Annotated in this window: 16 protein-coding genes, 2 tRNA genes and 7 pseudogenes; 4 read left to right on the forward strand and 21 right to left on the reverse strand. The window is 60.4% G+C overall.

Features of this window, described 5'->3' with window-relative positions; all coding sequences use genetic code 11:
• Nucleotides 1-29 precede the first annotated feature (29 nt).
• The 15 genes and pseudogenes from JCM25414_RS26460 to JCM25414_RS16950 form a co-directional block, all read right to left on the reverse strand.
• Nucleotides 30-714, reverse strand: a pseudogene (locus JCM25414_RS26460) (ABC transporter ATP-binding protein).
• Nucleotides 715-1,953 (reverse strand): annotated as a pseudogene (locus tag JCM25414_RS16920) (lipoprotein-releasing ABC transporter permease subunit); the annotation flags it as partial.
• Between the two features lie 2 nt (nucleotides 1,954-1,955).
• Nucleotides 1,956-3,295: pseudogene (gene proS, locus JCM25414_RS16925) on the reverse strand (proline--tRNA ligase).
• A gap of 68 nt (nucleotides 3,296-3,363) precedes the next feature.
• Nucleotides 3,364-5,009 (reverse strand): annotated as a pseudogene (locus JCM25414_RS16930) (ribonuclease J).
• A 36-nt stretch (nucleotides 5,010-5,045) separates the two neighbouring features.
• Entirely contained in the window at nucleotides 5,046-5,837 is a 792-nt protein-coding gene (locus JCM25414_RS04040; RefSeq protein ID WP_025840806.1) for a type III pantothenate kinase, read from the reverse strand.
• 10 nt (nucleotides 5,838-5,847) lie between these two features.
• Nucleotides 5,848-6,021: a hypothetical protein gene (locus tag JCM25414_RS26465; protein ID WP_081775786.1), complete on the reverse strand. Its 174-nt coding sequence runs from the start codon at nucleotides 6,019-6,021 to the stop codon at nucleotides 5,848-5,850.
• The gene (locus JCM25414_RS16935) at nucleotides 5,952-6,575 is read right to left on the reverse strand and encodes a biotin--[acetyl-CoA-carboxylase] ligase (protein ID WP_081775787.1); all 624 of its coding nucleotides are present in this window, start codon (nucleotides 6,573-6,575) and stop codon (nucleotides 5,952-5,954) included. Before JCM25414_RS16935 ends, JCM25414_RS26465 begins: the two co-directional genes overlap by 70 nt.
• 22 nt (nucleotides 6,576-6,597) lie before the next feature.
• Nucleotides 6,598-6,672: transfer RNA gene (locus JCM25414_RS04050), tRNA-Val, on the reverse strand.
• Between the two features lie 49 nt (nucleotides 6,673-6,721).
• Nucleotides 6,722-7,006: an HU family DNA-binding protein gene (locus JCM25414_RS04055; RefSeq protein ID WP_023977491.1), complete on the reverse strand. Its 285-nt coding sequence runs from the start codon at nucleotides 7,004-7,006 to the stop codon at nucleotides 6,722-6,724.
• 324 nt (nucleotides 7,007-7,330) lie between these two features.
• Nucleotides 7,331-9,790 carry an endopeptidase La gene (gene lon / locus JCM25414_RS16940; RefSeq protein WP_081775788.1) on the reverse strand — a complete coding sequence of 820 codons (2,460 nt, stop codon included), beginning with the start codon at nucleotides 9,788-9,790 and terminating at the stop codon, nucleotides 7,331-7,333.
• A 155-nt stretch (nucleotides 9,791-9,945) separates the two neighbouring features.
• Nucleotides 9,946-11,213, reverse strand: a pseudogene (gene clpX, locus JCM25414_RS16945) (ATP-dependent Clp protease ATP-binding subunit ClpX).
• A 203-nt stretch (nucleotides 11,214-11,416) separates the two neighbouring features.
• Nucleotides 11,417-12,055, reverse strand: coding sequence for an ATP-dependent Clp protease proteolytic subunit (locus JCM25414_RS04070; RefSeq protein ID WP_035442620.1), 639 nt, complete (start codon nucleotides 12,053-12,055; stop codon nucleotides 11,417-11,419).
• Nucleotides 12,056-12,197: 142 nt separating this feature from the next.
• Nucleotides 12,198-13,529, reverse strand: a complete 1,332-nt coding sequence (gene tig / locus JCM25414_RS04075) for a trigger factor (RefSeq protein ID WP_025840808.1) — start codon at nucleotides 13,527-13,529, stop codon at nucleotides 12,198-12,200.
• 102 nt (nucleotides 13,530-13,631) lie between these two features.
• Nucleotides 13,632-13,716: transfer RNA gene (locus tag JCM25414_RS04080), tRNA-Leu, on the reverse strand.
• A 27-nt stretch (nucleotides 13,717-13,743) separates the two neighbouring features.
• A pseudogene (locus JCM25414_RS16950) lies at nucleotides 13,744-15,200 on the reverse strand (NAD(P)H-hydrate dehydratase).
• Between the two features lie 100 nt (nucleotides 15,201-15,300).
• On the opposite strand from JCM25414_RS16950, the gene JCM25414_RS04090 reads away from it, so the two are divergent.
• Complete coding sequence (locus JCM25414_RS04090; RefSeq protein WP_242403330.1) at nucleotides 15,301-15,783, forward strand: hypothetical protein; 483 nt, start codon at nucleotides 15,301-15,303, stop codon at nucleotides 15,781-15,783.
• A gap of 2 nt (nucleotides 15,784-15,785) precedes the next feature.
• Here JCM25414_RS04090 and JCM25414_RS04095 read toward each other — a convergent pair whose 3' ends face one another.
• Nucleotides 15,786-16,109 (reverse strand): hypothetical protein, encoded by a 324-nt coding sequence (locus JCM25414_RS04095; RefSeq protein ID WP_206777946.1) that lies wholly within the window; start codon nucleotides 16,107-16,109, stop codon nucleotides 15,786-15,788.
• Between JCM25414_RS04095 and JCM25414_RS16960 the strand changes: the two genes are divergently transcribed.
• From JCM25414_RS16960 to JCM25414_RS16965, 3 genes are all read left to right on the forward strand, one after another.
• On the forward strand, nucleotides 16,084-18,336 hold the full coding sequence (locus tag JCM25414_RS16960) for a DEAD/DEAH box helicase (protein ID WP_408734865.1): 2,253 nt from the start codon (nucleotides 16,084-16,086) through the stop codon (nucleotides 18,334-18,336). The genes JCM25414_RS04095 and JCM25414_RS16960 overlap by 26 nt on opposite strands.
• Nucleotides 18,336-18,485 carry a hypothetical protein gene (locus tag JCM25414_RS24455; RefSeq protein ID WP_242403331.1) on the forward strand — a complete coding sequence of 50 codons (150 nt, stop codon included), beginning with the start codon at nucleotides 18,336-18,338 and terminating at the stop codon, nucleotides 18,483-18,485. The genes JCM25414_RS16960 and JCM25414_RS24455 overlap by 1 nt, the downstream gene beginning before the upstream one ends.
• Before the next feature lie 74 nt (nucleotides 18,486-18,559).
• Nucleotides 18,560-19,621, forward strand: a complete 1,062-nt coding sequence (locus JCM25414_RS16965; protein ID WP_242403332.1) for a class I SAM-dependent RNA methyltransferase — start codon at nucleotides 18,560-18,562, stop codon at nucleotides 19,619-19,621.
• On the opposite strand, the gene JCM25414_RS04110 is transcribed toward JCM25414_RS16965, so the two are convergent.
• The 5 genes and pseudogenes from JCM25414_RS04110 to sufC form a co-directional block, all read right to left on the reverse strand.
• Complete coding sequence (locus JCM25414_RS04110; protein WP_025840811.1) at nucleotides 19,612-19,983, reverse strand: HesB/IscA family protein; 372 nt, start codon at nucleotides 19,981-19,983, stop codon at nucleotides 19,612-19,614. The two genes, JCM25414_RS16965 and JCM25414_RS04110, sit on opposite strands and share 10 nt — an antisense overlap.
• Before the next feature lie 16 nt (nucleotides 19,984-19,999).
• Nucleotides 20,000-20,383, reverse strand: coding sequence for an SUF system Fe-S cluster assembly protein (locus tag JCM25414_RS04115; RefSeq protein ID WP_025840812.1), 384 nt, complete (start codon nucleotides 20,381-20,383; stop codon nucleotides 20,000-20,002).
• Between the two features lie 17 nt (nucleotides 20,384-20,400).
• Nucleotides 20,401-21,636 (reverse strand): aminotransferase class V-fold PLP-dependent enzyme, encoded by a 1,236-nt coding sequence (locus JCM25414_RS04120; RefSeq protein WP_242403333.1) that lies wholly within the window; start codon nucleotides 21,634-21,636, stop codon nucleotides 20,401-20,403.
• Nucleotides 21,636-22,853: a Fe-S cluster assembly protein SufD gene (gene sufD / locus JCM25414_RS04125; RefSeq protein WP_025840814.1), complete on the reverse strand. Its 1,218-nt coding sequence runs from the start codon at nucleotides 22,851-22,853 to the stop codon at nucleotides 21,636-21,638. The genes JCM25414_RS04120 and sufD overlap by 1 nt, the downstream gene beginning before the upstream one ends.
• Nucleotides 22,850-23,619: pseudogene (gene sufC / locus JCM25414_RS16970) on the reverse strand (Fe-S cluster assembly ATPase SufC). Before sufC ends, sufD begins: the two are co-directional and overlap by 4 nt.
• Nucleotides 23,620-23,630: the final 11 nt, after the last annotated feature.

Consider the following 23,630-nt stretch of genomic DNA (forward strand, 5'->3'; position numbering starts at 1 on the left):
AGACCCGCCTCCTGGCTTCATCCCTTTCTTTATTTCGCGACGATCTCACCGTCGCGCAGCGTCACGACGCGGTCCATGCGCGAGGCAAGCTCTTCGTTATGGGTCGCGATCAGCGCGCCGACTTTCTCGCTCCGCACAGCGTGAAGCAACTCGTCGAATACGGCGTCGGACGTGTGCACGTCGAGATTGCCGGTCGGCTCATCGGCCAGAAGCAATCTGGGGCGGTTCGCCAGGGCGCGCGCAATGGCCACACGCTGTTTTTCACCGCCAGAGAGCTTGCCGGGCAGGTTCTGCAGACGATGCGCCAGCCCAAACCGCGTCAACAGATCGGTTGCCCGCGCTTTCGCATCACGCGGGGCAACACCCCGCCACATGCTGAGGCAGAACCACGTTCTCCAACGCCGAGAACTCGGCCAGCAGATGGTGGAACTGATAGACGAAGCCGATCTCGTCACGGCGGATCTGCGTACGCAGCGTGTCGCTGAGCGTGCGTGTCTCGCGCCCTGCGATACGCACGGCGCCTTCCTGCGGGGATTCGAGAAGCCCCGCTATATGCAGCAATGTCGACTTGCCTGTGCCGCTCGGCGCAACCAGCGCCACGATTTCGCCGGGGAACAGGTCGAAACTCGCCCCCTTGAGAATTTCCAGCGTCTCGTCGCCTGAGCGAAACCGCCTCGTGACACCCTCTAGGCTGAGGACAGAAGTTTCACTCATGCGCAGCGCCTCGATCGGATCGGTTTTGGCCGCGCGCCATGAAGGATAGAGCGTCGCGATGAAAGACAGGGCCAGCGACATGACCATAACCTCAATGACCTGAGACCAGATCAGCTTCGCAGGCAGGTGTTCGAGATAATAGAATTCCGGGTTGAACAGACTGGTATGCGTCAGGTGCTCCACACCATGCTGGATACGCTCGATATTGAGGCAGAACACCACACCGATCCCGAAACCTATCAGTGTGCCCGAGACCCCCACCGAGGCGCCGCACATCAGGAAGATGCGCATGATTGCCCCGCGGCTCGCCCCGAGCGTGCGCAAGACAGCGATATCACGCGTCTTGTCCTTGACCATCATGATCATGGACGAAATGACGTTAAAGGCCGCCACCAGAATAATGAGCGTGAGGATCAGGAACATCACGTTCTGCTGCACGGTCAATGCGCCCAGAAACGCGTTATTACTCTGCGTCCAGTCCATGACTCGCAGTCTGGGATCGTCCAGACGCTCGGCAATCGCACGGGTCACAGGGGCGACCTCGAGCGCGTCCTTTGTCGCCACCTGAATAAGCGAGACGGCCCCCGGCATCATGAGAAAACGCTGGGCCGATTCAAGCGGCATGAGGATGACGCTCGTATCGTAGTCATTGACGCCCGCGTCGAACACCATTGCCACATGATAAGCGCGTATGCGCGGCATGGTGCCAAAAGGCGTGGCCCGACCATTGGGCGAAAGCAGCGTGACCTTACTGCCAACGCTCAACCCGGCGCGAGCCGCCAGAGTGGTGCCGACGGCAATGGCATCATCACCCTGGAAATCCGACAGCTTGCCGTCGATAACCGAATCACTCAGCGCATGAAGGTCGCGCAGATCGGCCAGTGCGATGCCACGCACGACGCCGCCCGTCGAATAATTGCCCGCGTCGATCAGCACCGTGCCCTCTGCCATTGGCGTGACACGCGTGACATTCTTCACGCCTCTGATGGCGACGACATCATCCTGGTAATTGCTGATGCTGTGACCGGAGCTGAAGATGTTCAGATCGCCATTCAGCCCGAGCACGCGACCCATCAGATCGGCGCGAAAGCCATTCATTACAGCCATGACGATAATGAGCGTCGCAACGCCGAGTGCAATACCGATCAGTGAGAAAATGGCGATGATGGAAACGAAGCGTTCTCCGCGACGGGCGCGCAGATAGCGCCCCGCCACCACGCGCTCGAAGCGGTTGAACATGATCAGGCGGCGTCCTTGCCTGCGGCATCGGCACCCAGAACCTTGGCGAGTGCCTCTTCAACCGACAACTCGAAACGCTCGCCAGTCGCACGGCGCTTGAGCTCGACCTTGCCCTCTTTCGCGCCACGCGGGCCGACGATCATCTGCCAGGGATGGCCCATCAGATCGGCATCGTTGAACTTCACGCCCGCACGCTCGCCTCTATCATCGTAAAGGAAGGCATCGGGGGCAGCGGCGTAGAGCTTTTCGCACAGCGCATCGACCGCCTCGTCACCCGGCTTGAGGCTGAGGATGGCCGCGCGGAAGGTGCAACGGAGTCAGGCCAGATGATACCTGCTTCGTCATGGCTGGCTTCGATAATCGCGCCCACGAGACGCGAGACGCCGATCCCGTATGAGCCCATCTCGGGAAAGAACTGGTTGCCATCGGCGCCGCTGACCGAAATCCCCATGGATTCCGTATATTTCGTGCCGAAATAGAAAATATGCCCGACTTCGATACCACGGCCTTCGCGACGGCGATCGGCAGGAACATCCTCCCATGCCTTTTCGTCATGCATTTCGTCGGTCGCGGCATAGAATTTCGTGACGCCGCTGAAGAAAGACTCAAGGCTGGCGTGATCGGCGATATCGACCGCTTCATGCAGCCAGTCCTGCTCCTCAAGGGCTGCGTCGAAAAATACGCCGCTCTCACCCGTGGGCGCCAGAACCAGGAATTCATGGCTCAGATCACCACCTATCGGCCCCGTATCGGCCTTCATCGGTACGGCGCGCACGCCCAGACGCTGGAAAGTGCGCAGATAGGCCAGCATCATGCGGCGATAGGCTGCAACGGCGGCGTCGTAGGATGCGTCGAAGGAATAGGCGTCCTTCATGAAGAACTCGCGGCCACGCATCACGCCGAAACGCGGGCGCAGTTCATCGCGGAATTTCCACTGCACATGGTAGAGCGCCTGGGGCAGCTCGCGATAGGACTTGATCACCTGACCGAAAAGATCGGTGATCATTTCCTCATTGGTCGGCCCATAAAGCAGCTCACGATCCTGACGGTCACGGATGCGCAGCATCTCCGGCCCGTATGCGTCATAGCGACCTGAGCGCTTCCACAGCTCGGAAGACTGCACGGTCGGCATCAGCAGTTCCTGAGCGCCGATGGCATTCTGCTCTTCACGCACGATCTGCTCGATATTGCGCAGAACACGAAGACCCGCAGGCAGCCATGCATAAATACCGGCTGATGTCTGACGCACCAGACCGGCGCGCAACATCAGACGATGCGAGGCGATCTGGGCCTCGGCGGGCACTTCTTTGAGGGTGGGCAGAAAACCGCGGGAGAGACGCATCGGGCTAAACCATTCTGTAGAAAAAGCGCGCGCCTCTTACGGCGCGTTCAGGAGCAGTGGCTGCGGGGTCAGACCCGCAGCAGATGAACATCGACCAGCGGACGCTTCTGCAGCTTGCGCCCCAAGGCGCGGCGCAGCGCGGTCTTTGCAGCGTCACGGAAAGCTGAATCGTCGCGGCGCAGATCATCGGGAATTTCGTCGATCGCATCGGCGAACTCTTCGGAGATACGCGTGCTCTCGGGGTCTTCCGACTCAAGCAGGCCCGGTGCGCTGATCTTGGGCATGCCAATCACGTAGCCCTCGTCATCGACGGCGAAGCTTGCAATCACCATGCCGTTGAACAGCATCTTGCGACGTGCCGCCAGAACGCCACCCGTCATGGGCAGCAGACGACCGCCATCGAGCGCCAGACGCCCGGTGGGGGCTGTATCGACCACTTCGGCATGATCGGGGCCGAGGCGCAGCAGATCACCGTCTTCCAGCAGGATCGCTTCCGCACCGGTTTCGCGCGCCAGCGCGGCGTGAGCCGTCAGGTGACGCCATTCCCCATGGGTCGGTACGCTCAGCTTTGGGCGCACGAGGCTGTAGAGATGGCGCAGATCGTCGGATGTCGCATGACCGGACACATGGACCAGATGGTCCTTGTCGGTGAGGACAGTAGCGCCACGACGGGTCAGGTTATCCTGCACCGCCATGACCGCCTGCTCATTGCCGGGGATCATGCGCGACGAGTAAATGACCGTGTCACCTTCGCCGAGCGAGATGTTCGGGTGCACATCTGAGGCGATACGCGAAAGCGCCGAGCGCGGTTCACCCTGGCTGCCCGTGATGATCATCAGCAGGCGGTTATCGGGGACCGAATTGGCTTCACGCTCATCGAGGAAAGCCGGGATGTCCTGCAGATAACCGCACTCACGCGCCGCCACTTCGAGATTGCGCAGCGAGCGCCCGACAACCATGACCTGGCGTCCTGCTGCCTTCGCGGCACGCGCGATGCTCTCGACGCGGGCAACGTTGGAGGCAAAGCAGGTGACGGCGACACGACCATGCAAGGTCTTGATCAGACCGGCCATGGAATCGCGAACCTGCCCTTCTGTCCCCGAGATCCCCTCACGAAACACGTTGGTGCTGTCGCACACCATGGCCAACACGCCTCATCTCCCAGCCTGCGAAAGGCATCGAGATCGGTCAGAGGGCCAACCACGGGCTCGTTATCGAGCTTGAGGTCACCCGTATGCACGATCGTGCCATAGGGCGTGCGTAGCACCAGAGACTGCGCTTCGGGCACCGAATGGGTGACATTGATGAATTGCAGATCGAACGGGCCAACCTCGAAGCGCGAGCCCATCGGTATGGTATGGATGGTCACCTGCGGCAGCAGATGTGCCTCACCCAGTTTACGTCGCAGCACCGCCGCGGCGAAAGGTGTTGCGTAGATCGGGCAACGCAGTTGCGGCCAGAGATGGGCGACGGCGCCTAGATGATCTTCATGCGCGTGGGTGATCACGAGGCCACAAAGGCTCTTGTGGCGCTCCGCTATAAAAAGCGGGTCAGGCATGAGAATTTCAGCCTCAGGCGTATCGTTGCCCGAAAACCCGATACCGCAATCAATGGCCAGCCATTTGCCATTGAGGCAGTAAAGGTTGAAATTCATGCCGATCTCACCTGTCCCGCCCAACGGCAGGAATGCGAGACCCTTTTCAGTCACTGACATTCAAAATTCCTAAAAACAAACAAAAGAAATGCACCGTCATCCTGGTGCCGGAATGAATTCACTCGTCGAATTGCGCGCAGCCAACAGGCGCAAACCATCAAGCGTGAGAGTTGGAGCAACATGCTGGAACAGGTTTGTTCCCTCAGAGAAAAGCGGGGCCAGACCGCCCGTGGCGATCACCTTGATCGGGGTGGCCATCTCAAGCGCGATACGCGAGACGATCCCCTCGACAAGGCCGACATAACCCCAGAAAAGACCCGAACGCATGGCAACGGTTGTGCTGCGTCCGATGGCAGAGGAGGGTCGACCGACACTGATGCGTGGCAGGCGCGCTGCGGCCTGATGCAGGGCCTCGAGCGACAGATTGACGCCTGGAGCGATAGCGCCGCCGCAAAATGCGCCGTCCTCATCCACCACATCGAAGGTCGTGGCCGTGCCGAAATCGACCACGACGAGCGGCCCACCGTAAAAATGCTGCGCTGCGAGCCCGTTGAGACGACGATCAACTCCGACTTCCGATGGCGTATCGACCTTGAGAGGATAACCCCAGTCGAGCGCGGTATTGGCAATCAGGGGCTCGATATCCAGCCATTCGCGACACAGACGTCGGAGATGATAGAGCGCAGCGGGCACCACCGTGCCGATAATCGCGCGGGAAATCGCCTGAGGGCGCAGACCTGAGCGTTCGATCAGGCTCAGAAGCCAGACGGCATAATCGTCTGAGGTGCGCTGGTCATTGGTCGAAATACGCCAGGTGCCGCGCCATTCCCTGCCATCATGCACGGCAAAAACAATATTGGTATTACCGGCGTCGACAACGAGGAGCACAGACCTTCCTTCACCCAAGCAGTAGAATATCCCCCGCCGCGAACGTCTGAATCTCGTCCCGGTCAGTTTGGAGAAGTAACCGACCGCTCGCGTCGAGACCCGCGAAGAAACCCTCTATATAATCGGCACCCCTCTGAACCGCAAGCCGCGAGCCCGGCTCATGCGCCCGATCAAGCCAGGCCATGCGAACCGGCTCGAAGCCATCGCGCTCCCAACGATCGAGCCAGAGGCTGAATTGTTCGAGAATACGCGTGGCCAGATCTTCAGGGGCAATCCGGGCGCCAAGAGCTGCAACAGAGACCGTTTTCCGCCTTCGATCTCCGGGGCGGTCATGAGATTGGCGCCGATACCGGTGACGATCCAGGCAGAACCCGGCTCTCCACCCCGTTCGATCAGCACCCCACAAAGCTTGGCACCATCGCAGATGATGTCATTGGGCCATTTGAGCTGCAAACGCGCTTGAGGCAGACAGGATCTGAGCGCCTCATGCACCGCCACCGCTACCAAAAACGGCATGACCCGGACAAGCGTCTCTATCGCCTCATGGCGAAGCAGAAAGGAGAGTGAAAGATTACCTTCAGGCGCGGTCCAGGCGCGACCGCGTGTGCCCCTGCCCGCTGTCTGACGACGCGCAAGCACAGCGAGGCCGTTTGGGGCGCCTTCTTCGGCCTGATTTTTGCAGAAATCGGAGGTCGACCCGAGTGATTCATAGCACGTCAGGGACCAGGGGAAGCTCATAACTCTTCCTGATGCTGAGGAATGGTGGGCGATGACGGGATTGAACCGCCGACCCTCTCGGTGTAAACGAGACGCTCTACCGCTGAGCTAATCGCCCTCAGGACAGGAAGCGTCGAATCGCCGCCTGTCGTGGAAGTCGGGATACGTTAACTTACGGCATCCTTCAAGCCCTTGCCCGGACGGAAACGTACAGAAACCGACGCGGGGATGTCGATTTCTTCACCCGTGCGCGGGTTGCGGCCCTTGGCGGCCTTGCGCGTAGCGGTGGCGAAAGAGCCGAACCCGACCAGACGCACTTCCTGCTTGCGAGCCAGAGCTTCTTCGATACTGGCGAACAGGGCCTCGACCACGTCACCCGCCTTTGCCTTCGGCAGATCGGTCTTTTCGGCGACCGCTGCAATGAGCTCCTGTTTGTTCAGCGGCTTTTCCATCTCGTTCCCTTACAGAATCCCTGAAAATCCGACCCTTGATGGATCGCTCGGCTTGTCTTGCTGGGCACTATGAAGGCGTTTTTTGTTACGTCAACCGCGCAGATCACGACTGGGCGGCGCTATTTAACGCTTTAGTCGAGGCTGCGTCTTTCATGCCATGCCAAACAAAATGGCCGCCCCTTTCAGGGCGACCATCTTGCATAACCGTGTTTCCAGCTCGACACCTGGCGTCGGTAGCTGGAGGTGAGAGCAGCAACCATTCTTTACCTTCGCCCCGACCCGCCAGGCGAGACGCACAGCAGATCGAGGGCGATTTTAAAAACCTCAGTGCGGCAGCTGACTGGAAACTGCCCCAGTAGCGCGACCGGCAGGCACTTCCTCTTCCTCATCCCATTCGATTGCCTCTGGCGGACGAACAAGAGCTGCCGCCAGAACCTGATCAACATGAGAAACAGGAATGATCGTCAACGCCTCTTTGACGTTGTTCGGAATCTCGGCGAGATCCTTCTCATTATCCTTCGGAATGAAGACCGTCGCGATACCGGCGCGTGTCGCGGCGAGGAGTTTTTCCTTGAGACCACCGATTTCGAGCACACGGCCGCGCAGCGTGATTTCGCCCGTCATCGCCACATCGCGGCGGATGGGAATGCCGGTCATGACGCTGACGATCGATGTCGCCATGGCAACACCGGCAGACGGACCATCCTTTGGCGTCGCCCCTTCCGGCACATGCACATGAATGTCGCGCTTTTCGAAAATCGAAGGCTTGATACCGAAAGACTGCGCGCGTGAGCGGACGTAGGAGACAGCAGCAGAAACACTCTCCTGCATCACCTCACCCAGCTTGCCGGTCGCCTTCACGTGCCCCTTGCCAGGCAGGATCACGCTCTCGATGGTCAGGATCTCCCCGCCCACTTCGGTCCAGGCGAGGCCGGACACCATACCGACCAGATCTTCGGTTTCGGTCTCGCCATGCTTAAAGCGGCGCACACCCGAGAACTCACCCAGATTTTCCGGCGTCACGGCAATGGTCCCGACCGATGAGGTCACGAGACGCTTGACGACACGACGGGCAATCTTGGCAATTTCACGCTCAAGGCTGCGCACACCGGCCTCACGCGTGTAATGCTGGATCAGGCTGCGCAGCGCTGCATCGCTGATGGACCATTCATGCGGCTTGAGGTTATGTGCCTCGGCCTGCTTGCCCACCAGATGACGGCGCGCAATCTCGACCTTCTCGTCTTCGGTGTAGCCCGACAGACGGATGATTTCCATGCGGTCCAGCAAGGGCTGAGGCATGTTCAGACTGTTCGCCGTGGTGACGAACATCACGTCCGAAAGATCATAGTCGACTTCGAGATAATGATCGTTGAACGTGCTGTTCTGCTCCGGATCCAGCACCTCGAGCAGCGCCGAAGACGGATCGCCGCGCCAGTCGGAACCGAGCTTGTCGATCTCATCGAGCAGGAAAAGAGGGTTGGACGTCTTGGCCTTTTTCATGCCCTGAACGATCTTGCCCGGCATCGAGCCGATATAGGTGCGGCGATGTCCGCGAATTTCGGACTCGTCATGCACGCCGCCCAGCGACATGCGCACATATTGACGCCCTGTTGCCTTAGCGATCGACCGCGCCAGCGAGGTCTTGCCGACGCCCGGAGGGCCGACAAGGCACAGAATCGGCCCCTTGAGCTTCTGTGAGCGCGTCTGCACGGCGAGATATTCAAGGATACGTTCCTTGACCTTCTCCAGACCGTAATGCTCGGATTCAAGCACTTCTTCCGCCGCCGCGAAATCGCGAGAGACCTTCGAGCGCTTCTTCCAGGGGATACTCAGGATCCAGTCGAGATAGTTACGCACGACGGTGGATTCCGCCGACATCGGGCTCATGCCGCGCAGCTTGCGCAGTTCGCCCAGGGCTTTCTCTCGCGCTTCCTTGCTCAGCTTCGTCTTGACGATGCGCTCTTCGATCTCGGCCGTTTCGTCACGACCATCCTCGCCCTCGCCCAGTTCCTTCTGGATCGCCTTGAGCTGCTCGTTCAGATAATATTCGCGCTGCGTCTTTTCCATCTGCCGCTTGACGCGGTTACGGATCTTCTTCTCGACCTGAAGAACGCCGATCTCCTGCTCCATATGGGCAAAGACCTGCTCCAGACGATGGCTGACGGAGCCGCCCTCGAGGATATCTTGCTTCTCGGCGATCTTGAGATTCAGATGGCTCGCAATGGTATCGGCCAGTTTAGAGAGATCCTCGATCTGGTTGAGCGACACCATGACTTCGGGCGCGATCTTCTTGTTGAGCTTGATATACTGCTCGAACTGGGAGATCGCTGTGCGGCCGAGCGCCTCGACTTCGCTACCCGTCTCGGGTGCATCGGCGACTTCCTCGATCTCGGCCTCGAAATGGCCGTCGATATCGTGGAATTCTTTGATGCGCGCACGACGGATGCCCTCGACAAGCACCTTTACGGTGCCGTCAGGCAGCTTGAGCAACTGGAGGATCGTGGAGATCGTGCCGAAGCGATAGATGTCGTCTGCTGGCGGATCGTCCTGCGATGCATTCTTTTGAGCAACGAGCAGGATCTGCTTGTTGTCGCGCGTTACCGCTTCGAGAGCACGAACGGATTTTTCGCGACCGACAAAAAGCGGCACAATCATATGCGGGAAGACAACGATATCGCGCAGCGGCAGGACGGCAATCGTCTCGACTGGCTTCGCCTTGGCCTCTTCCGCCTTTGCTGCGGTGTTGAGCTTGCTCGCCGCAGTCTTCCTCTTTTTTTCACTCATGAAACTCTGATCTCCTTAAGGACGATCTCGGCAATGTCACCCGAAATTTGGCGTGAACGACGCCGCGTCTTTACTGCCGGGAAAGGCAGCTTCTTTTCATATGAGAACGAAGGACCGGGGCAGCAAGCCGGTCCTTCGTTTTTACGTCATGCCCCTCAGGCAGATTGCTCGGCAGGCTCACTGGCCTTGCCGTTGCCATAAACATAGACGGGTGCTGCACGGTTCTCGGCCACGTCCTTGTTGATGACGACCTCTTCGACCCCATCGAGACCGGCAGATCGAACATCGTGCCAAGCAGGATGGCCTCCATGATCGAACGTAGACCACGCGCGCCCGTCTTGCGGGCAATGGCGCGCTGGGCAATCTGGGTGAGCGCATCATCCGTAAACGTCAGGGCCACGCCTTCCATCTGGAAGAGACGCTGATACTGCTTCACCAGAGCGTTCTTGGGCTTGGAGAGAATGGCGACCAGTGTCTCCTCATCCAGATCCTCAAGTGTCGCCACGACGGGCAGACGACCGATGAACTCAGGGATCAGACCGAATTTGAGCAGATCTTCCGGCTCGACGTCATGCAACACCGCGCCGAGGCGACGGTCATCGGGATTCTGCACATCAGCACCGAAACCGATGCCCGAGCCCTTGCCACGTGCCGAAATGATCTTGTCGAGCCCCGCAAAGGCCCCACCACAGATGAACAGCATGTTGGTGGTATCCACCTGCAGAAACTCCTGCTGCGGATGCTTGCGCCCACCCTGAGGCGGAACGGAAGCAACCGTGCCCTCCATCAGCTTGAGCAGGGCCTGCTGCACGCCTTCGCCACTGACATCACGCGTGATCGACGGGTTGTCTGACTTGCGGGAAATCTTGTCGATCTCATCAATATAGACAATGCCGCGCTGGGCACGTTCGACATTGTAATCGGCCGCCTGCAGCAGCTTGAGAATGATGTTTTCGACGTCCTCACCCACATAACCGGCTTCGGTCAGGGTCGTTGCGTCGGCCATGGTGAAGGGCACATCGAGAATGCGCGCCAGCGTCTGGGCAAGCAGGGTCTTGCCCGTACCTGTCGGCCCGATCAGCATGATATTGGACTTTGCAATCTCGATATCGTTGCTCTTCTGGGAATGGGCGAGACGCTTGTAATGATTGTGCACAGCCACCGAGAGCGCGCGCTTGGCGATGAACTGGCCAATCACGTAATCATCGAGAACCTTGCAGATCTCCTTGGGAGTCGGCACCCCGTCTCGCGACTTCACAAGATGCGTCTTGTGTTCTTCGCGGATGATATCCATGCACAGCTCGACGCATTCATCGCAGATGAAGACGGTAGGACCGGCAATGAGCTTGCGCACCTCGTGCTGCGACTTACCGCAGAACGAGCAATACAGGGTGTTTTTCGAATCGCCGGTCTTGTTATTCATCGTTGCTCCTCCTCCCCGATCGGCTGGGCCATGCGACCTGACACGACAGGGGGAATTCCAAACTTAAGCCAGGCGATGAGAGCCCGGCAAGCCCCTCCGGCAAGAGGCAATGATTAGATACCTGAAGGCATTCGCGGGACAGGAACACCCCTGCTCCGCGTGAAGTCCGGCAGGAGGGCCGGACCTCACAACCGGGAGCAGGCTCAGCCCTGCTCGGAAATGCTCTTGGGACGCGCCTGCACGACTTCGTCGACCAGACCGAATTCCTTGGCTTCGTCAGCCGAGAGATAGGTATCGCGCTCGAGCTTCTGCTCGATCTCTTCGAGCGTGCGGCCCGTATGGCCACGATAGATCTCGTTCAGGCGCTTGCGGATTTCCAGAATCTCGCGTGCCTGGATTTCGATATCCGAAGCCTGCCCCTGGGCGCCGCCTGAAGGCTGATGCACCATCACGCGTGCATTTGGAAGGCAGAAGCGACGACCCTTTTCGCCCGCAGCGAGAAGCAGCGACCCCATCGAAGCCGCCTGACCGATGCAAACGGTGCTCACCGGGCAGCGGATATACTGCATGGTGTCGTACATCGCGAGACCGGCTGAAACAACGCCGCCAGGGCTATTGATGTAGAAAGAGATTTCCTTGCTCGGATTGACGCTCTCAAGATAGAGAAGCTGCGCCGAGATGACGGCGGCCACCTGGTCGTAAACCGGGCCGGTCAGGAAAATGATCCGCTCCTGAAGGAGACGGGAGTAGATATCGAAAGCGCGTTCGCCGCGTGACGTCTGCTCGACGACCATCGGTACGAGCGCGTTGTTGAAGATCTCGACAGGATCGCGATCCCTCATGGCCATTTCCGTTCCTAACTGCCACCGGCCCTCAACGGGCCGGTTTGTGACTTCTTCCATCTTGGTATGGCCACCATGAACGCCTAGAGCCCGTCCGTCAAAAAACGAACGGACTCCAAGAGTCGCGGTGCGAATCAAGCGATCAGAGATCAGCCGGGGGAATCTCGGCCAACTCTTCCGGCGTCACTTCCTTGTCGGTCACCTTGGCCAGCTCGATCAGATAATCGACGACCTTGTTCTCCAGGATCGGGCCACGAAGACCGTCGGCCGCCTGCGGATTCTTGCTGAAGAACTCGAACACGGCCTGTTCCTGGCCCGGATAGCGCATGGCTTCCTGACGAACGGCCTGCATCAGCTCTTCACGGGAGACCGTGATTTCCTTCGTGCGACCGATTTCGGCCAGCAGAAGGCCGAGCTTCACGCGGCGTTCCGCGATCTTGCGATAATCGGCGCGCAGGGTGTCTTCATCCTTGCCCGCGTCTTCCTCGTCCATTTCACCCGAAGCGCGATCCTGCTCGACGCGCTGCCAGATCTGGCCGAATTCGCTCTCGACCATGCTCTCGGGCGCTTCGAAAGCGGTCTTGCCCGACAGGGCATCCAGCAGCTCGCGCTTGATGCGCAGACGCGAAAGCTGGCCGTATTCGCCTTCTGCCTGCTTGACGATAATGTCACGCACCTGAGCGATGTTCTCGAAACCGATTTTCTTGGCCAGCTCGTCATCAAGTGCCGGGTCAACCGGGGTCTTGAGCGCATTCGCCTTGATGTCGAAGGTCGCTTCCTTGCCCGCCAGTTCCGCAGCCTGATACTCAGCGGGGAACGTGACGGTGATCACCTTCTCTTCGCCGGCCTTCATGCCTTCGAGCTGCTCGGCAAAACCGGGAATGAAGCCTTCGCCGCCGATCTCGACATTGACATCCTGCGCCGTACCGCCATCGAAAGGCGTGCCGTCGAGCTTGCCAACGAAATCGCAGTTGACAACGTCGCCCTGGCGGGCTGCGCGGTCTTCCTCGATCGTCTCGAAGCTGCGCTGACGCTTGGCCAGCTCTGCAAGAGCCTTGTCGATAGTCTCGTCAGCAGGCTTGGCCGTCAGACGGGTCAGCTCGAGACCGGAAAGATCGGGAACAGCGATTTCGGGCAGAACTTCCAGTTCGATCTTGAATTCGAGATCGCCTTCACCTTCGCCACCGGAAACCAGCTCGACCTTGGGCTGGACAGCCGGCCGCAGCTTGTTGTCATCCAGCACCTTGGTGGTGGTCTCGTTGACGACCTGCTCGAGGATCTCGCCATTCAGGGCGGCGCCATAGCGCTGCTTGACGAGCGATGCGGGCACCTTGCCGGGGCGGAAGCCGGGCAGGTTGATCGTGCGGCCGAGCTCGGCGAGACGAGCGGCGCGTCGCGCCTCCAGATCGCCAGCCGGCACAGTGACGGTAAAGCCGCGCTTCAGACCTTCGGATTGCGTTTGGGTAACCTGCATCTGTCAGGCGATCCTCTATTGACCGGGTTGCCATCGGGGCCCTGCACCCGGCTTCATCGCAGCACAGGCAAGGCAGGAAGCCCCGACTAAGGAGAAAATTTTTGGTACGGGCGGAGGGACTTGAACCCCCACGACTTGCGCCACCAGAACCTAAATCTGGCGTGTCTACCAATTCCACCACGCCCGCACACGCAGTCCAGCCGAAGCCGGACCGTCAAGCGCGCCGCTTTACAGCAAGATTTTCGATTTCACAAGCCAGCGCGATCGCCTTGGCACGTGCATCGCCCAGATGAGCGTCCAGCGCCTCGACAATCGGCCAGTTCCCAGCCCTCAATCCGGCCTCGCCATGCAGCCATGCCCCCGCACAGGCAGAGTCCCACGATGACATCCCGGCTGCCAGCATCGTCGCGATCACCCCCGCCAGCGTGTCGCCCGAGCCGGCTGTCGCCAATGACGGGCTCGCATGGTCGTTGAGCGCGACCCGACCATCCGGAGCGGCAATCACGCTGACGGCGCCCTTGAGCAGCACGACAGCACCCACGCGTTCTGCCGCCTCACGTGCCGCCGAGACAAGATCGTCACCGGGAGCGCCGAAGAGTTTGGTAAATTCTCCGATATGAGGCGTTATCACTGACACACCACGCAATTTCTCAGGGCAATTACCCGCCCAGCCCAGAGCGCCTGCATCGGCCAGAACAATCCGTTTGGCCGCAAGCAGAAGCGGCAGACTCGCCGCTACCTCGTCCTCCGTCAGACCCGGGCCGCAGAGCCAGACCTTGCGACGCTCATCCTTGAGCAATACCTGAAGCGGCGCGTCATCGATCACGAGGCCCGGCGCCCCCAGACGATAGGCGGCGGCGCCCTCTCCGGCGCTGATACGCACCAACCCTGCCCCGCTCGCCCGCGCCCCGGCGGCGGCCAGCCGTGTCGCGCCGGGCATGATTTGCCCAGCGCAGAGACTCACCACACCACGCCGATATTTATGATCTTCAGGCTCATGGCAGGCACATGCCAAAGACCGGGCCTGTTGAGCCAGATCCGTGGTTCAGCTTCGGCAAGGCACGCCTCGGGCATGCCGATGTCCGCGCAGACAAGCTCACCACCAATCTCTCTGCCAGGATAAAGCACATGACCCGGCTTGGGCCGCACGAAGGTCACGCTCATGCGGTAATCCGGCCCCTGTACAAGAGCCGCCCCGGTCGCGCCACTGACCGCGCTCGGCAGATCGACAGCCACCAGAACACGAGCCGCCGACAGAACCTGCATCACCTCGGGCGCTGGCGGTCGGTCGAGCCCCGCGCCGAAAACCGCGTCGATCACCAGATCGGCTCGACGGGCATTTTCGGCCGTGAAAGACGTTCGGCGCCCCCGATAGCGCGACGATGCCTCGAATGCCGCGCTCCCCTGACGGGGCGGCGCAAGCGAGGCTATCTGAACCGGCCAGCCCGCACGCTCGAGATAACGCGCTGCCACATAACCATCGCCGCCATTATTGCCTGGACCGCACAGCACAAGCACGCGACACGGCGCAAAACGTGCCCTGACTGCCTGTGCGACCGTCCAGCCTGCACGATCCATCAGCGTGCCGATTCCGATCGTCTCGCTCGCCTTCTCGTCCATCACCCCATATTGCGCCGGCGTGGGCAGGGAAAAACGCAGACTCGGCTTCATGATCGTTACACTCCGTGGTTGATGATTTCGCGCATACTGCTAGGGAACGTCGCACAACCTTCCGGTATTCCTGATCCCGCGCTTTTTAGGCCGCGATCCTATGCTGGACCTGATCTCTGGTGGAGAAGACATGTCGAACCCGTTTCTCTGGAGCGTGATCCTCGCGCTGCACCTGCTCTGCATGGCCTACTGGATTGGCGGCGGTCTCTATGCCGCGATAGTCAGTCGCTCCACCGTTGCCCTGCTCGAACCGGCACAGCGTCAGAACGTGCAGATCCAGCTGATCGCCCGCTATTTCCGCGCCTTGCTGCATATCGTGCCGACAGCGTTGGTAACAGGCTGGCTTCTGGTGCTCCATATGGGGGGATTCGGCGCAATGAGCCTGCCGATCAACATCATGCAGGGCCTCGCACTGATCATGGCGCTCATTTTCGTCAATGCATATTTCGGTCCATTCCAGACCCTCCGCCGGGCGATCCGCCCGCAGCCCGCGCTTTTCGCCAAGGTGCGCCAGCGCGTTATCGTCATGGTAGCAGTCGGTGTCCTGACCGTTTTCTTCGCAGCCATGGGCGGCAATATCTGACGTTACCCGCGCTCGATCCGGCCAAGGTCAGGAAAAAACGCGTCATTCTGCGCGTTATTGTGTCCAAGCGCCGGAAAATCTTGCCTTTTGCGGTATTTCAAGATAACGCACGGGCGATTGGCCACCGCTCTGCGCTTGCCCAGCTTCAGCGAGGCAATGCCTGAGCGCCGCATCTTTTCTAGACCTCCATAGTTATCAGAGAGCAGTTTGACCGCAAAATCGACCGCAGGTTCGGCAAAAACCTCCCCCGCACGCAAGAAACGTTCCTCTTCCAAGGCGGAGAATGGTGTGGTGGAGTCCGTGGCGGAAGCGCCGCCGCGCGACATCCAGTCCGAGATTTCCGCCGCCGAAACTCCGGCCAAGGCGAAGCGCGGCCGCAAGCCGCAGGTCAGCGTCACTGCACCGAAACCAGCTGCCGCCAAGGTCGCGCGCGTCAGGACGGCAGCTGCCAAGCCAGTCGCAGAAAAGCCTCTCGAGCCTGAAAACAGGGCTGCCACCGAGACAGAACAGCCTGTCAAGCGTGGGCGCGGTCGCCCGCGCAAGAACCCCGTTGCGGCTGTCGTGAGCGAAGCTGCTGCCAATGAAATCACGGCCCCGGCGGAAATGCCAAAGCCCAGGCGCGGTCGCAAGCCAGCCAGCAGCGTAGCCCCGGTCGAAAAACCTGTCGCGGCCAAGCCCGCTGCTCGCAAGACCCGCGTCAGCACCAAGGTCGAGCCAGTGGCCGCAGAGCCCGCCGCCCCTGTTCTCGAAGCCGTTGCCCCACCCGCAGCGCGCAAGCGCACGCCGCGCAGCACGACCAAGGCTGAGACCCGCACCCAGGCAGTGAGCGACGCGGCTGAAAAAGTCGCTGCGCAGGATAATGCGCCGGTTGTCGAAGCCGCGAAGGCCGAGCCTGCATCCGGAGCCGATGCCCCTGCGAAGCACGGGCGCCGCAAGCGTGGCCCGTCGCCCAGGACGGCTCCTGCTGCCGAGGCTGTGGCAGAAGCTGGAAATGCGCCCGAAGCCGATCCGGCCATGAAAGCCATCGTCGAGGCGCCCAAGCCGCTCTTCTCCGAGCTTGGCCTGTCGGGGCCGATCATGCGCGCCATCGAAGAGATGGGCTACGAACATCCGACACCGATTCAGGCTCGGGCCATTCCGGTCGTGCTGAAGGGTCAGGACGTGCTCGGCGTTGCTCAGACAGGCACAGGCAAGACGGCCTCTTTCACCCTGCCAATGCTGGAGCGCCTCGCCGGTTCGCGCGCCCGCGCTCGCATGCCGCGCTCGCTGATTCTGGAACCGACGCGCGAACTGGCGCTCCAGGTTGCCGAGAACCTTGCCCTTTATGGCAAGCATCTGCGTCTGAACCACGCGCTTCTTATTGGCGGCGAAAGCATGGCCGATCAGCGCGCCGTGCTGAACCAGGGCGTCGATATCCTGATTGCCACGCCGGGTCGTCTCATGGACCTGTTCGATCGCGGCGGCCTGCTTCTGACCCAGACCGGTATTCTCGTGATCGACGAGGCTGACCGCATGCTCGATATGGGGTTCATCCCCGATATCACGCGGATCGTCTCAATGCTGCCGGTCAATCGCCAGACCCTGCTCTTCTCGGCCACGATGGCACCGGAAATCCGCACTCTGGCCGATCAGTTCCTGCATCTGCCGGAAGAAATCACGGTGTCGCGCCCGTCATCCGTCGCGACGACCATTGAGGAAGCGCTGCTGGTTGTCGACGAACACGACAAGCGCCGCGTTCTGCGCAAGCTGCTCAAGCGCGAGAATGTTCAGAACGCTATCGTGTTCTGTAACCGCAAGCGCGATGTCGATGTTCTCCACAAATCCCTGCACAAGCACGGCTTCTCGGTGGGCCATCTGCACGGTGATCTGGCGCAGTCGCTGCGCTTCAAAACGCTTGAGCGTTTCAAGACTGGCGAATTGCAGATTCTCGTCTGCTCCGACGTCGCTGCGCGCGGCATCGATATCGGCGGTCTGTCGCATGTCTTCAATTTCGACCTGCCCTTCAATGCCGAGGATTACATCCATCGCATCGGCCGCACCGGGAGAGCAGGCAAGACGGGTCATGCTTTCAGCCTTGCCTCGCCGCGTCAGAAACTGCTGGCCGAAGCCATCGAAAAGCTGAAGCACGCGCCGATTCCGATGATTGAGATTGACGGAATCGAGACCCTGCCCTGGGCCGATCCGGAGCAGGAAGGCGCACAGCCCGAGCGTCGCGACCGTCGTGGCAAGGAGCGTGACGGACGCCAGAACCGTCATGGTGAGAACCGTGACCGTGGTGACCGTGGTGACCGTGGTGACCGTGGTGACCGTGGTGACCGTGGTGACCGTGGTGACCGGCGTGTGGCCAGCGAGACGGCGCGTCAACAGCCCCGTGACAAGGCTGAGGCGAGCGGTGTCTCCATTGCGCCGACCATGCCATTCGATCACGACGCTCCGCGCACCGGCTTTGGCATGATACACCTGCCTTCATGCTTCTGCCCCGCCGCAACCGGAGAGCTGAAAATGACGACCAGATCGGGCCGATCCAGCATCGTGGCACTGTCTGAGTTCTGATGGCCTCCCTTATCGAGACGAAAGTTCTCTCTTTCGGCGCGAATGGCGACGGGCTTGTTCTGATCGAGAACAAGCCGCCTACGTTCCGGAGACCGTTCCAGGCGACACGCTCAAGCTACGTTATGACGACTCCCGCCATGTCGAGCTGATCGATCTGGTCGCCCCCTCACCTGACCGCGTTACCCCTGTCTGTTCCCTGTTCGGGAGTTGCGGCGGCTGTGCGATGCAGACGACGGCACGCCCTGCCTTGCTGGACTGGAAAATCGGTCTCGTACGTCATGCCCTGCTTCGTGCCGGATTCGAGACGCTGCCGTACTTCGAGTCGATGCAGGTCCCAGCAGAAAGCCGTCGTCGGATCGATCTCGCCTTCCAGCGCCAGCCGGGCAAGATTGCCCTTGGGCTGCATCGCCGCCATGGTGACGTAGTGGACATGACCGAATGCCACGTGATCGAACCCGCGCTTCTGGCGCTGCTCGATCCGTTGCGTGAGGTTCTGGGCTCGCTTGGTGCTGTTACGGGCGGCGGCGATCTGCAGATCAATCTCTATAGCTCCGGGCCGGATCTCCTGATCGCCACTGATGCGGCGATGGTCCCGACCGACCGGGTCAAGCTGGCCGCCTTCGGCCGTGCGCACAAGATCCCACGCATTTCCTGGCGATCGAAGCGTCGTCCAGCCGATGGCTTCGAAATCGTTGCCCAGCAGGGCCCGGTGTTTCACGCCTTCGGTGCGGTCAAGCTCACGCCACCGCCCGGCGGCTTTCTGCAGGCGACCGAGCAGAGCGAAACGGCCATTGCCGATTCCGTGCTCGCGGCTCTACCCGCCCTGAACAGACGCGATCCGATTATCGAGCTGTTTGCCGGCTTCGGCACGCTGACCGTTCCGCTCGCGCAAAAAGGTCGCGTTCTGGCCTATGAAGGCCATTATGACGCGATCGCGGCGCTCAAATCGGGCGCGGTCGGCCAGCGTATCGAGACGGCTCATCGCGATCTCACACGCCAGCCGCTGATCGCGAAGGAATTTGCGAAGGCACGCGTGATCGTTCTCGACCCGCCCCATGCAGGGGCCCTGTCGCAGATGGATCATATCGCGCGCTCGGACGTGGAAGACATCATCTATGTCAGCTGCAACCCGCAGGCGCTGCAGAAGGACGCAGCACTTCTGGCCAAGGCGGGTTACGAGGTGCTGTCTGTCTCGGTCATCGACCAGTTTCTGTGGTCGACCGAAGTCGAAGCCGTGGTGAGCTTCACGAAAAGCAAAAAGAGGCTTTCACGTCGTCAGACGTGAAAGCTTTCGCCGCACCCGCAGCGGCCTTTTTCATTCGGATTGGTGAAGGTGAAGCCGGATTCGAGATCCTTGATCTCGTAATCCATCACCGTCCCGATCAGAAACAGCGTGGCCTTGCGGTCGACAAGCACCTGTAATCCGTGATCGGTCACGCTCTCATCACCCGGCGAAGCGCTTTCGACAAAGCTCATGTCATAGGACATGCCTGAACAGCCGCGGGTGTTGACGCCGATACGCAGGATCTGCCCCTTATTGGCGCCCTCATAAAGCTGCTTCAGGCGCTTTGCGGCACGCTCGGTCATCTGCATCAGGGGCGGCAATGCCCGCTTGACGGGCGATGGGGCGGTCTGTGTCTCGCTCATGGCTTTTCTTCCCCGTTCAGAACATGTTCAGCGCAAGACGCGCATCGTCACTCATGCGGCTCATATCCCAAGGCGGATCCCAGACGATCACGACACTGGCCTTGTTGACACCGGGCAGAGCCGCCACAGCTTCGCGCACCTGCTCAGGCAGTTCCTGCGCGCTCGGACAATTCGGCGCCGTCAGGGTCATTTCGATATCGACCCGACCGTCATCATGCAGGTCGATCGCATAGATCAGGCCGAGCTCGTAGATATTGACCGGAATTTCAGGGTCATAAACGGTCGCAATAGCCGAAATGACACTATCTTCGTCCGGCACCCCCAAAGACGCGGCCTCAGGGGCACCATCTTCAGCCGAGGCGCCGAGCGGTCTGGTCAGGATATGGTTTTCATCAGTCATGAGAGGCCCTCCCTGTATCAGACCAGCATCTGCCGGGCGCGTGACACGCCCTTGACCAGTGCATCGATATCGTCACGTGTCGTGTAAACGCCGAAGCTCGCCCGCGCCGTCGCCGTAAGACCGAGACGGCGGATAAGGGGCTCAGCGCAATGCTGTCCGGCGCGGATCGCAATACCCAAGCGGTCCAGCAGCACTGCGAGATCATGTGGGTGCGCCCCTTCCACAATGAAAGAGACCACACCGCCCTGTTCTTTCGGTGCGCCGACAAGACGCACGCCTTCGCAGGCACCGAGCGTCTCACGGGTATAGGCAACCAGCGCTTCTTCATGCGCCGTAATCGCCTCGGCACCGAGCTCTTCCATGAACGAGAGCGCTGCACCCAGACCGATCACCTCGATGATCGGCGGCGTGCCTGCCTCGAATTTATGCGGTATTTTCGCCCAGGTCGATTTCTCGAAGCTGACACTCTCGATCATCTCGCCACCGCCCAGAAAAGGCGGCATGGCATCGAGTAGCTCGGCCTTGCCCCAGAGCAGACCGATGCCGGTCGGCCCGTAGAGTTTGTGCCCGGTGCAGACAAAAAAATCGGCGTCCAGATCCTGCACGTCAATGGCACGATGCACCGCAGATTGCGACCCGTCGAACAGGATACGCGCCTCGTGACGATGGGCGATATGCGCCAGCTCTTTCGCCGGGGTCAAGGTGCCAAGCACATTGGACATATGGGTGATGGCAACAAGACCGACACGCCCGTCTTCGAGCAGGGCCTCATAGGCCTCGAGATCGAGATCGCCCTGCTCGGTGATCGGTGCGACGCGTAGCTCGATCCCGGCACGATCACGCAGCATCTGCCAGGGAACGAGATTGGAGTGATGCTCCAGTTCGGAAATCAGAACGGCCTGACCCGGCCTGAGCAGCGCCCCGAAAGAATGCGCAACGAGGTTGATCGCCTCAGTGCTGTTACGCGTAAAGATGATCTCGTGACGATCAGGCGCATTCAGGAAGCGGGCAGCCTGCGTGCGTACCGATTCATAGGCTTCGGTCGTGCGCTCGCTCATCCAGTGCAGCCCGCGATGAATATTCGCGTATTGGTGCTGCATGGCCTGCGCCATGGCGTCGATGACGCAATCGGGCTTTTGCGCCGAGGCGGCACTATCGAGAAAAACGAGCGGACGCCCATGCACGGTTTCCGACAGGATCGGAAACCGGCTGCGCAGCGTCGCGAAGCGGTCGAGAACGTTGTTCGAGGTCATCATGCCTCTCTTTTCTGCCACCAGGCCTCGACACGCTGGTCAAGCAGCGCGTAAGCCGCTTCATCCGTTACCAGAGCCAAAGCGTCGAGCAGGAAGGCGCGCACCAGAATGGCGCGGGCCTCGGCATGCGGGATACCTCTGGCACGCAGATAGAAGAGCTGCTCGTCATCGAGCGCGCCGACCGTCGCGCCATGACTGCATTTGACATCATCGGCGTAGATCTCGAGCTCTGGCTTGCTGTCGATCTGTGCTTTCTCCGACAGGAGAAGCGCCTGATTCATTTGATAGCCGTCCGTCTTCTGGGCAACGCGATCGACATAGATCTTGCCCTGGAAAACGCCATGACCTGCATCCATCAGCACGTTCTTCACCGTCTGGCGCGAATTGCAATCCGGTGCGGCATGGGTAATGACCGAAGTCAGATCGGCATGCTGCGTGCCCGCCAGAAGCTGGGCCGCGTTGACATGCACGATGGCATGCTTGCCATCCAGATGAGCCAGCACTTCATGACGGGAGAGCTTTGCCCCGAGTGTCAGGGTGAAGCTGTCATAAGTGCCATGCTCGGCAATCTGCGCGTTGACCAAGGCGAGATTGGTCGCCTCGATACTGTCCTGCTGCACGCGCAGATGGGTTAGATGCGCCTTTTCAGCCACCGAAACCGTCAGGCTCGGATTAGCGAGATACGCCCCCTCACCCGACTGGATATCGAGCAACGTCAGTTTCGCTCCGGCCTCCAGCGTGATCTGATGCGCAAGATGCGTCGAAACCTTGCTCGCACTGGTCACCAGAGAAACAAGCGCAATCTGCCCGGCATCCACACCCGCCGCCACGCGCAGGGCGAGCCCAGGCTGCTGCATGGCGTTATTGAGCACGCTTAGGGGGCGATCGGCCAGAAGAGGCACGGCCAGATCGGTTGTCTCGACCGCATCCGGCAGGCTGGTCAGGGCAGAGACCGCAACGCCATTGACGAAAACGACGCGATGGCCTTCCAGCGCCTCAGGGGCCAGACGAGCAAGGAGCGCCTTGGCGTCCTCAGCCGACACGGCCTCAGGAGCGGCAAAGCCGGTCTTGTCGAGTTCGCGTAGGGGCGTGTAGCGCCACGCCTCGAGGCGACGCTGGGGCAGGCCGTGACGCTGCAACAGGCTGCGCGCCTCGCCTTGATGCGCCCGCGACAGAAAGGAGTCGATCGCGGGAGAAATAGCGGTCGCGCCGCTCATGCCACCGCCTCGAGATATTGCTGATAGCCCTGCGCCTCAAGGGCGAGCGCCACTTCGCCACCGCCGCTATGAATGATCTTGCCCTTGGCCATGACATGCACGCGATCGGGCTTGATGTAATCCAGCAGACGCTGATGATGGGTGATGATCAGGCCGAGAAATCGGGGCCACGCAGGCTATTCACACCCTCTGCCACGATGCGCAGCGCATCGATGTCCAGACCGCTATCCGTCTCGTCGAGAATAGCGAATTTCGGGCGCAGCATACGCATCTGCAGCACCTCATTGCGCTTCTTTTCACCACCGGAAAAGCCGACATTAACGTTGCGCTTGAGCATGTCGTCAGACATGTGCAGGTGCTTCGTCTCGGCACGAACGGCCTTGAGGAAGCCCACGGCATCGAGTTCTTCTTCCTTGCGGGCGCGACGCACGGCGTTGACGGCGGTACGCAGGAAATTGGCGTTATTCACACCCGGCAGCTCGATCGGCGCCTGAAACGCCAGGAACACACCAAGCGCTGCGCGCTCTTCAGGCTCAAGCGCCAGAAGGTCTTCACCGAGAAATTCGGCGCTGCCACCTGTGACTTCATAGTCTTCACGACCCGCCAGCACGTAGGAGAGCGTCGACTTGCCCGAACCGTTCGGCCCCATGATCGCATGGATCTGGCCCTTGGGGACTTCGAGGTCGAGACCGCGCAGAATCTCCTTAGGGGTTCCGTTATCGTCGATCTGCGCACAGAGACCGGAAATTTTCAGAAAATCATTCATGATGCGGCTCT

This window comes from Asaia platycodi JCM 25414, from assembly GCF_000614545.1.
GTDB classification, from domain to species: Bacteria; Pseudomonadota; Alphaproteobacteria; order Acetobacterales; family Acetobacteraceae; genus Asaia; species Asaia platycodi.

What these genes read in the sequence shown, in the direction of transcription:
- JCM25414_RS04090 (WP_242403330.1), top strand. Translation starts at nt 15,301, where the DNA reads ATGCTGGACCTGATCTCTGGTGGAGAAGACATGTCGAACCCGTTTCTC.
- JCM25414_RS04120 (WP_242403333.1), bottom strand. Translation starts at nt 21,636, where the DNA reads ATGACCTCGAACAACGTTCTCGACCGCTTCGCGACGCTGCGCAGCCGG.
- JCM25414_RS04070 (WP_035442620.1), bottom strand. Translation starts at nt 12,055, where the DNA reads ATGAGGGATCGCGATCCTGTCGAGATCTTCAACAACGCGCTCGTACCG.
- JCM25414_RS04095 (WP_206777946.1), bottom strand. Translation starts at nt 16,109, where the DNA reads ATGTCGCGCGGCGGCGCTTCCGCCACGGACTCCACCACACCATTCTCC.
- JCM25414_RS04110 (WP_025840811.1), bottom strand. Translation starts at nt 19,983, where the DNA reads ATGAGCGAGACACAGACCGCCCCATCGCCCGTCAAGCGGGCATTGCCG.
- lon (WP_081775788.1), bottom strand. Translation starts at nt 9,790, where the DNA reads ATGAGTGAAAAAAAGAGGAAGACTGCGGCGAGCAAGCTCAACACCGCA.
- JCM25414_RS04055 (WP_023977491.1), bottom strand. Translation starts at nt 7,006, where the DNA reads ATGGAAAAGCCGCTGAACAAACAGGAGCTCATTGCAGCGGTCGCCGAA.
- JCM25414_RS26465 (WP_081775786.1), bottom strand. Translation starts at nt 6,021, where the DNA reads ATGGCCTGGCTTGATCGGGCGCATGAGCCGGGCTCGCGGCTTGCGGTT.
- JCM25414_RS04115 (WP_025840812.1), bottom strand. Translation starts at nt 20,383, where the DNA reads ATGACTGATGAAAACCATATCCTGACCAGACCGCTCGGCGCCTCGGCT.
- JCM25414_RS16965 (WP_242403332.1), top strand. Translation starts at nt 18,560, where the DNA reads ATGCAGACGACGGCACGCCCTGCCTTGCTGGACTGGAAAATCGGTCTC.
- sufD (WP_025840814.1), bottom strand. Translation starts at nt 22,853, where the DNA reads ATGAGCGGCGCGACCGCTATTTCTCCCGCGATCGACTCCTTTCTGTCG.
- JCM25414_RS16935 (WP_081775787.1), bottom strand. Translation starts at nt 6,575, where the DNA reads ATGAGCTTCCCCTGGTCCCTGACGTGCTATGAATCACTCGGGTCGACC.
- JCM25414_RS24455 (WP_242403331.1), top strand. Translation starts at nt 18,336, where the DNA reads ATGGCCTCCCTTATCGAGACGAAAGTTCTCTCTTTCGGCGCGAATGGC.
- tig (WP_025840808.1), bottom strand. Translation starts at nt 13,529, where the DNA reads ATGCAGGTTACCCAAACGCAATCCGAAGGTCTGAAGCGCGGCTTTACC.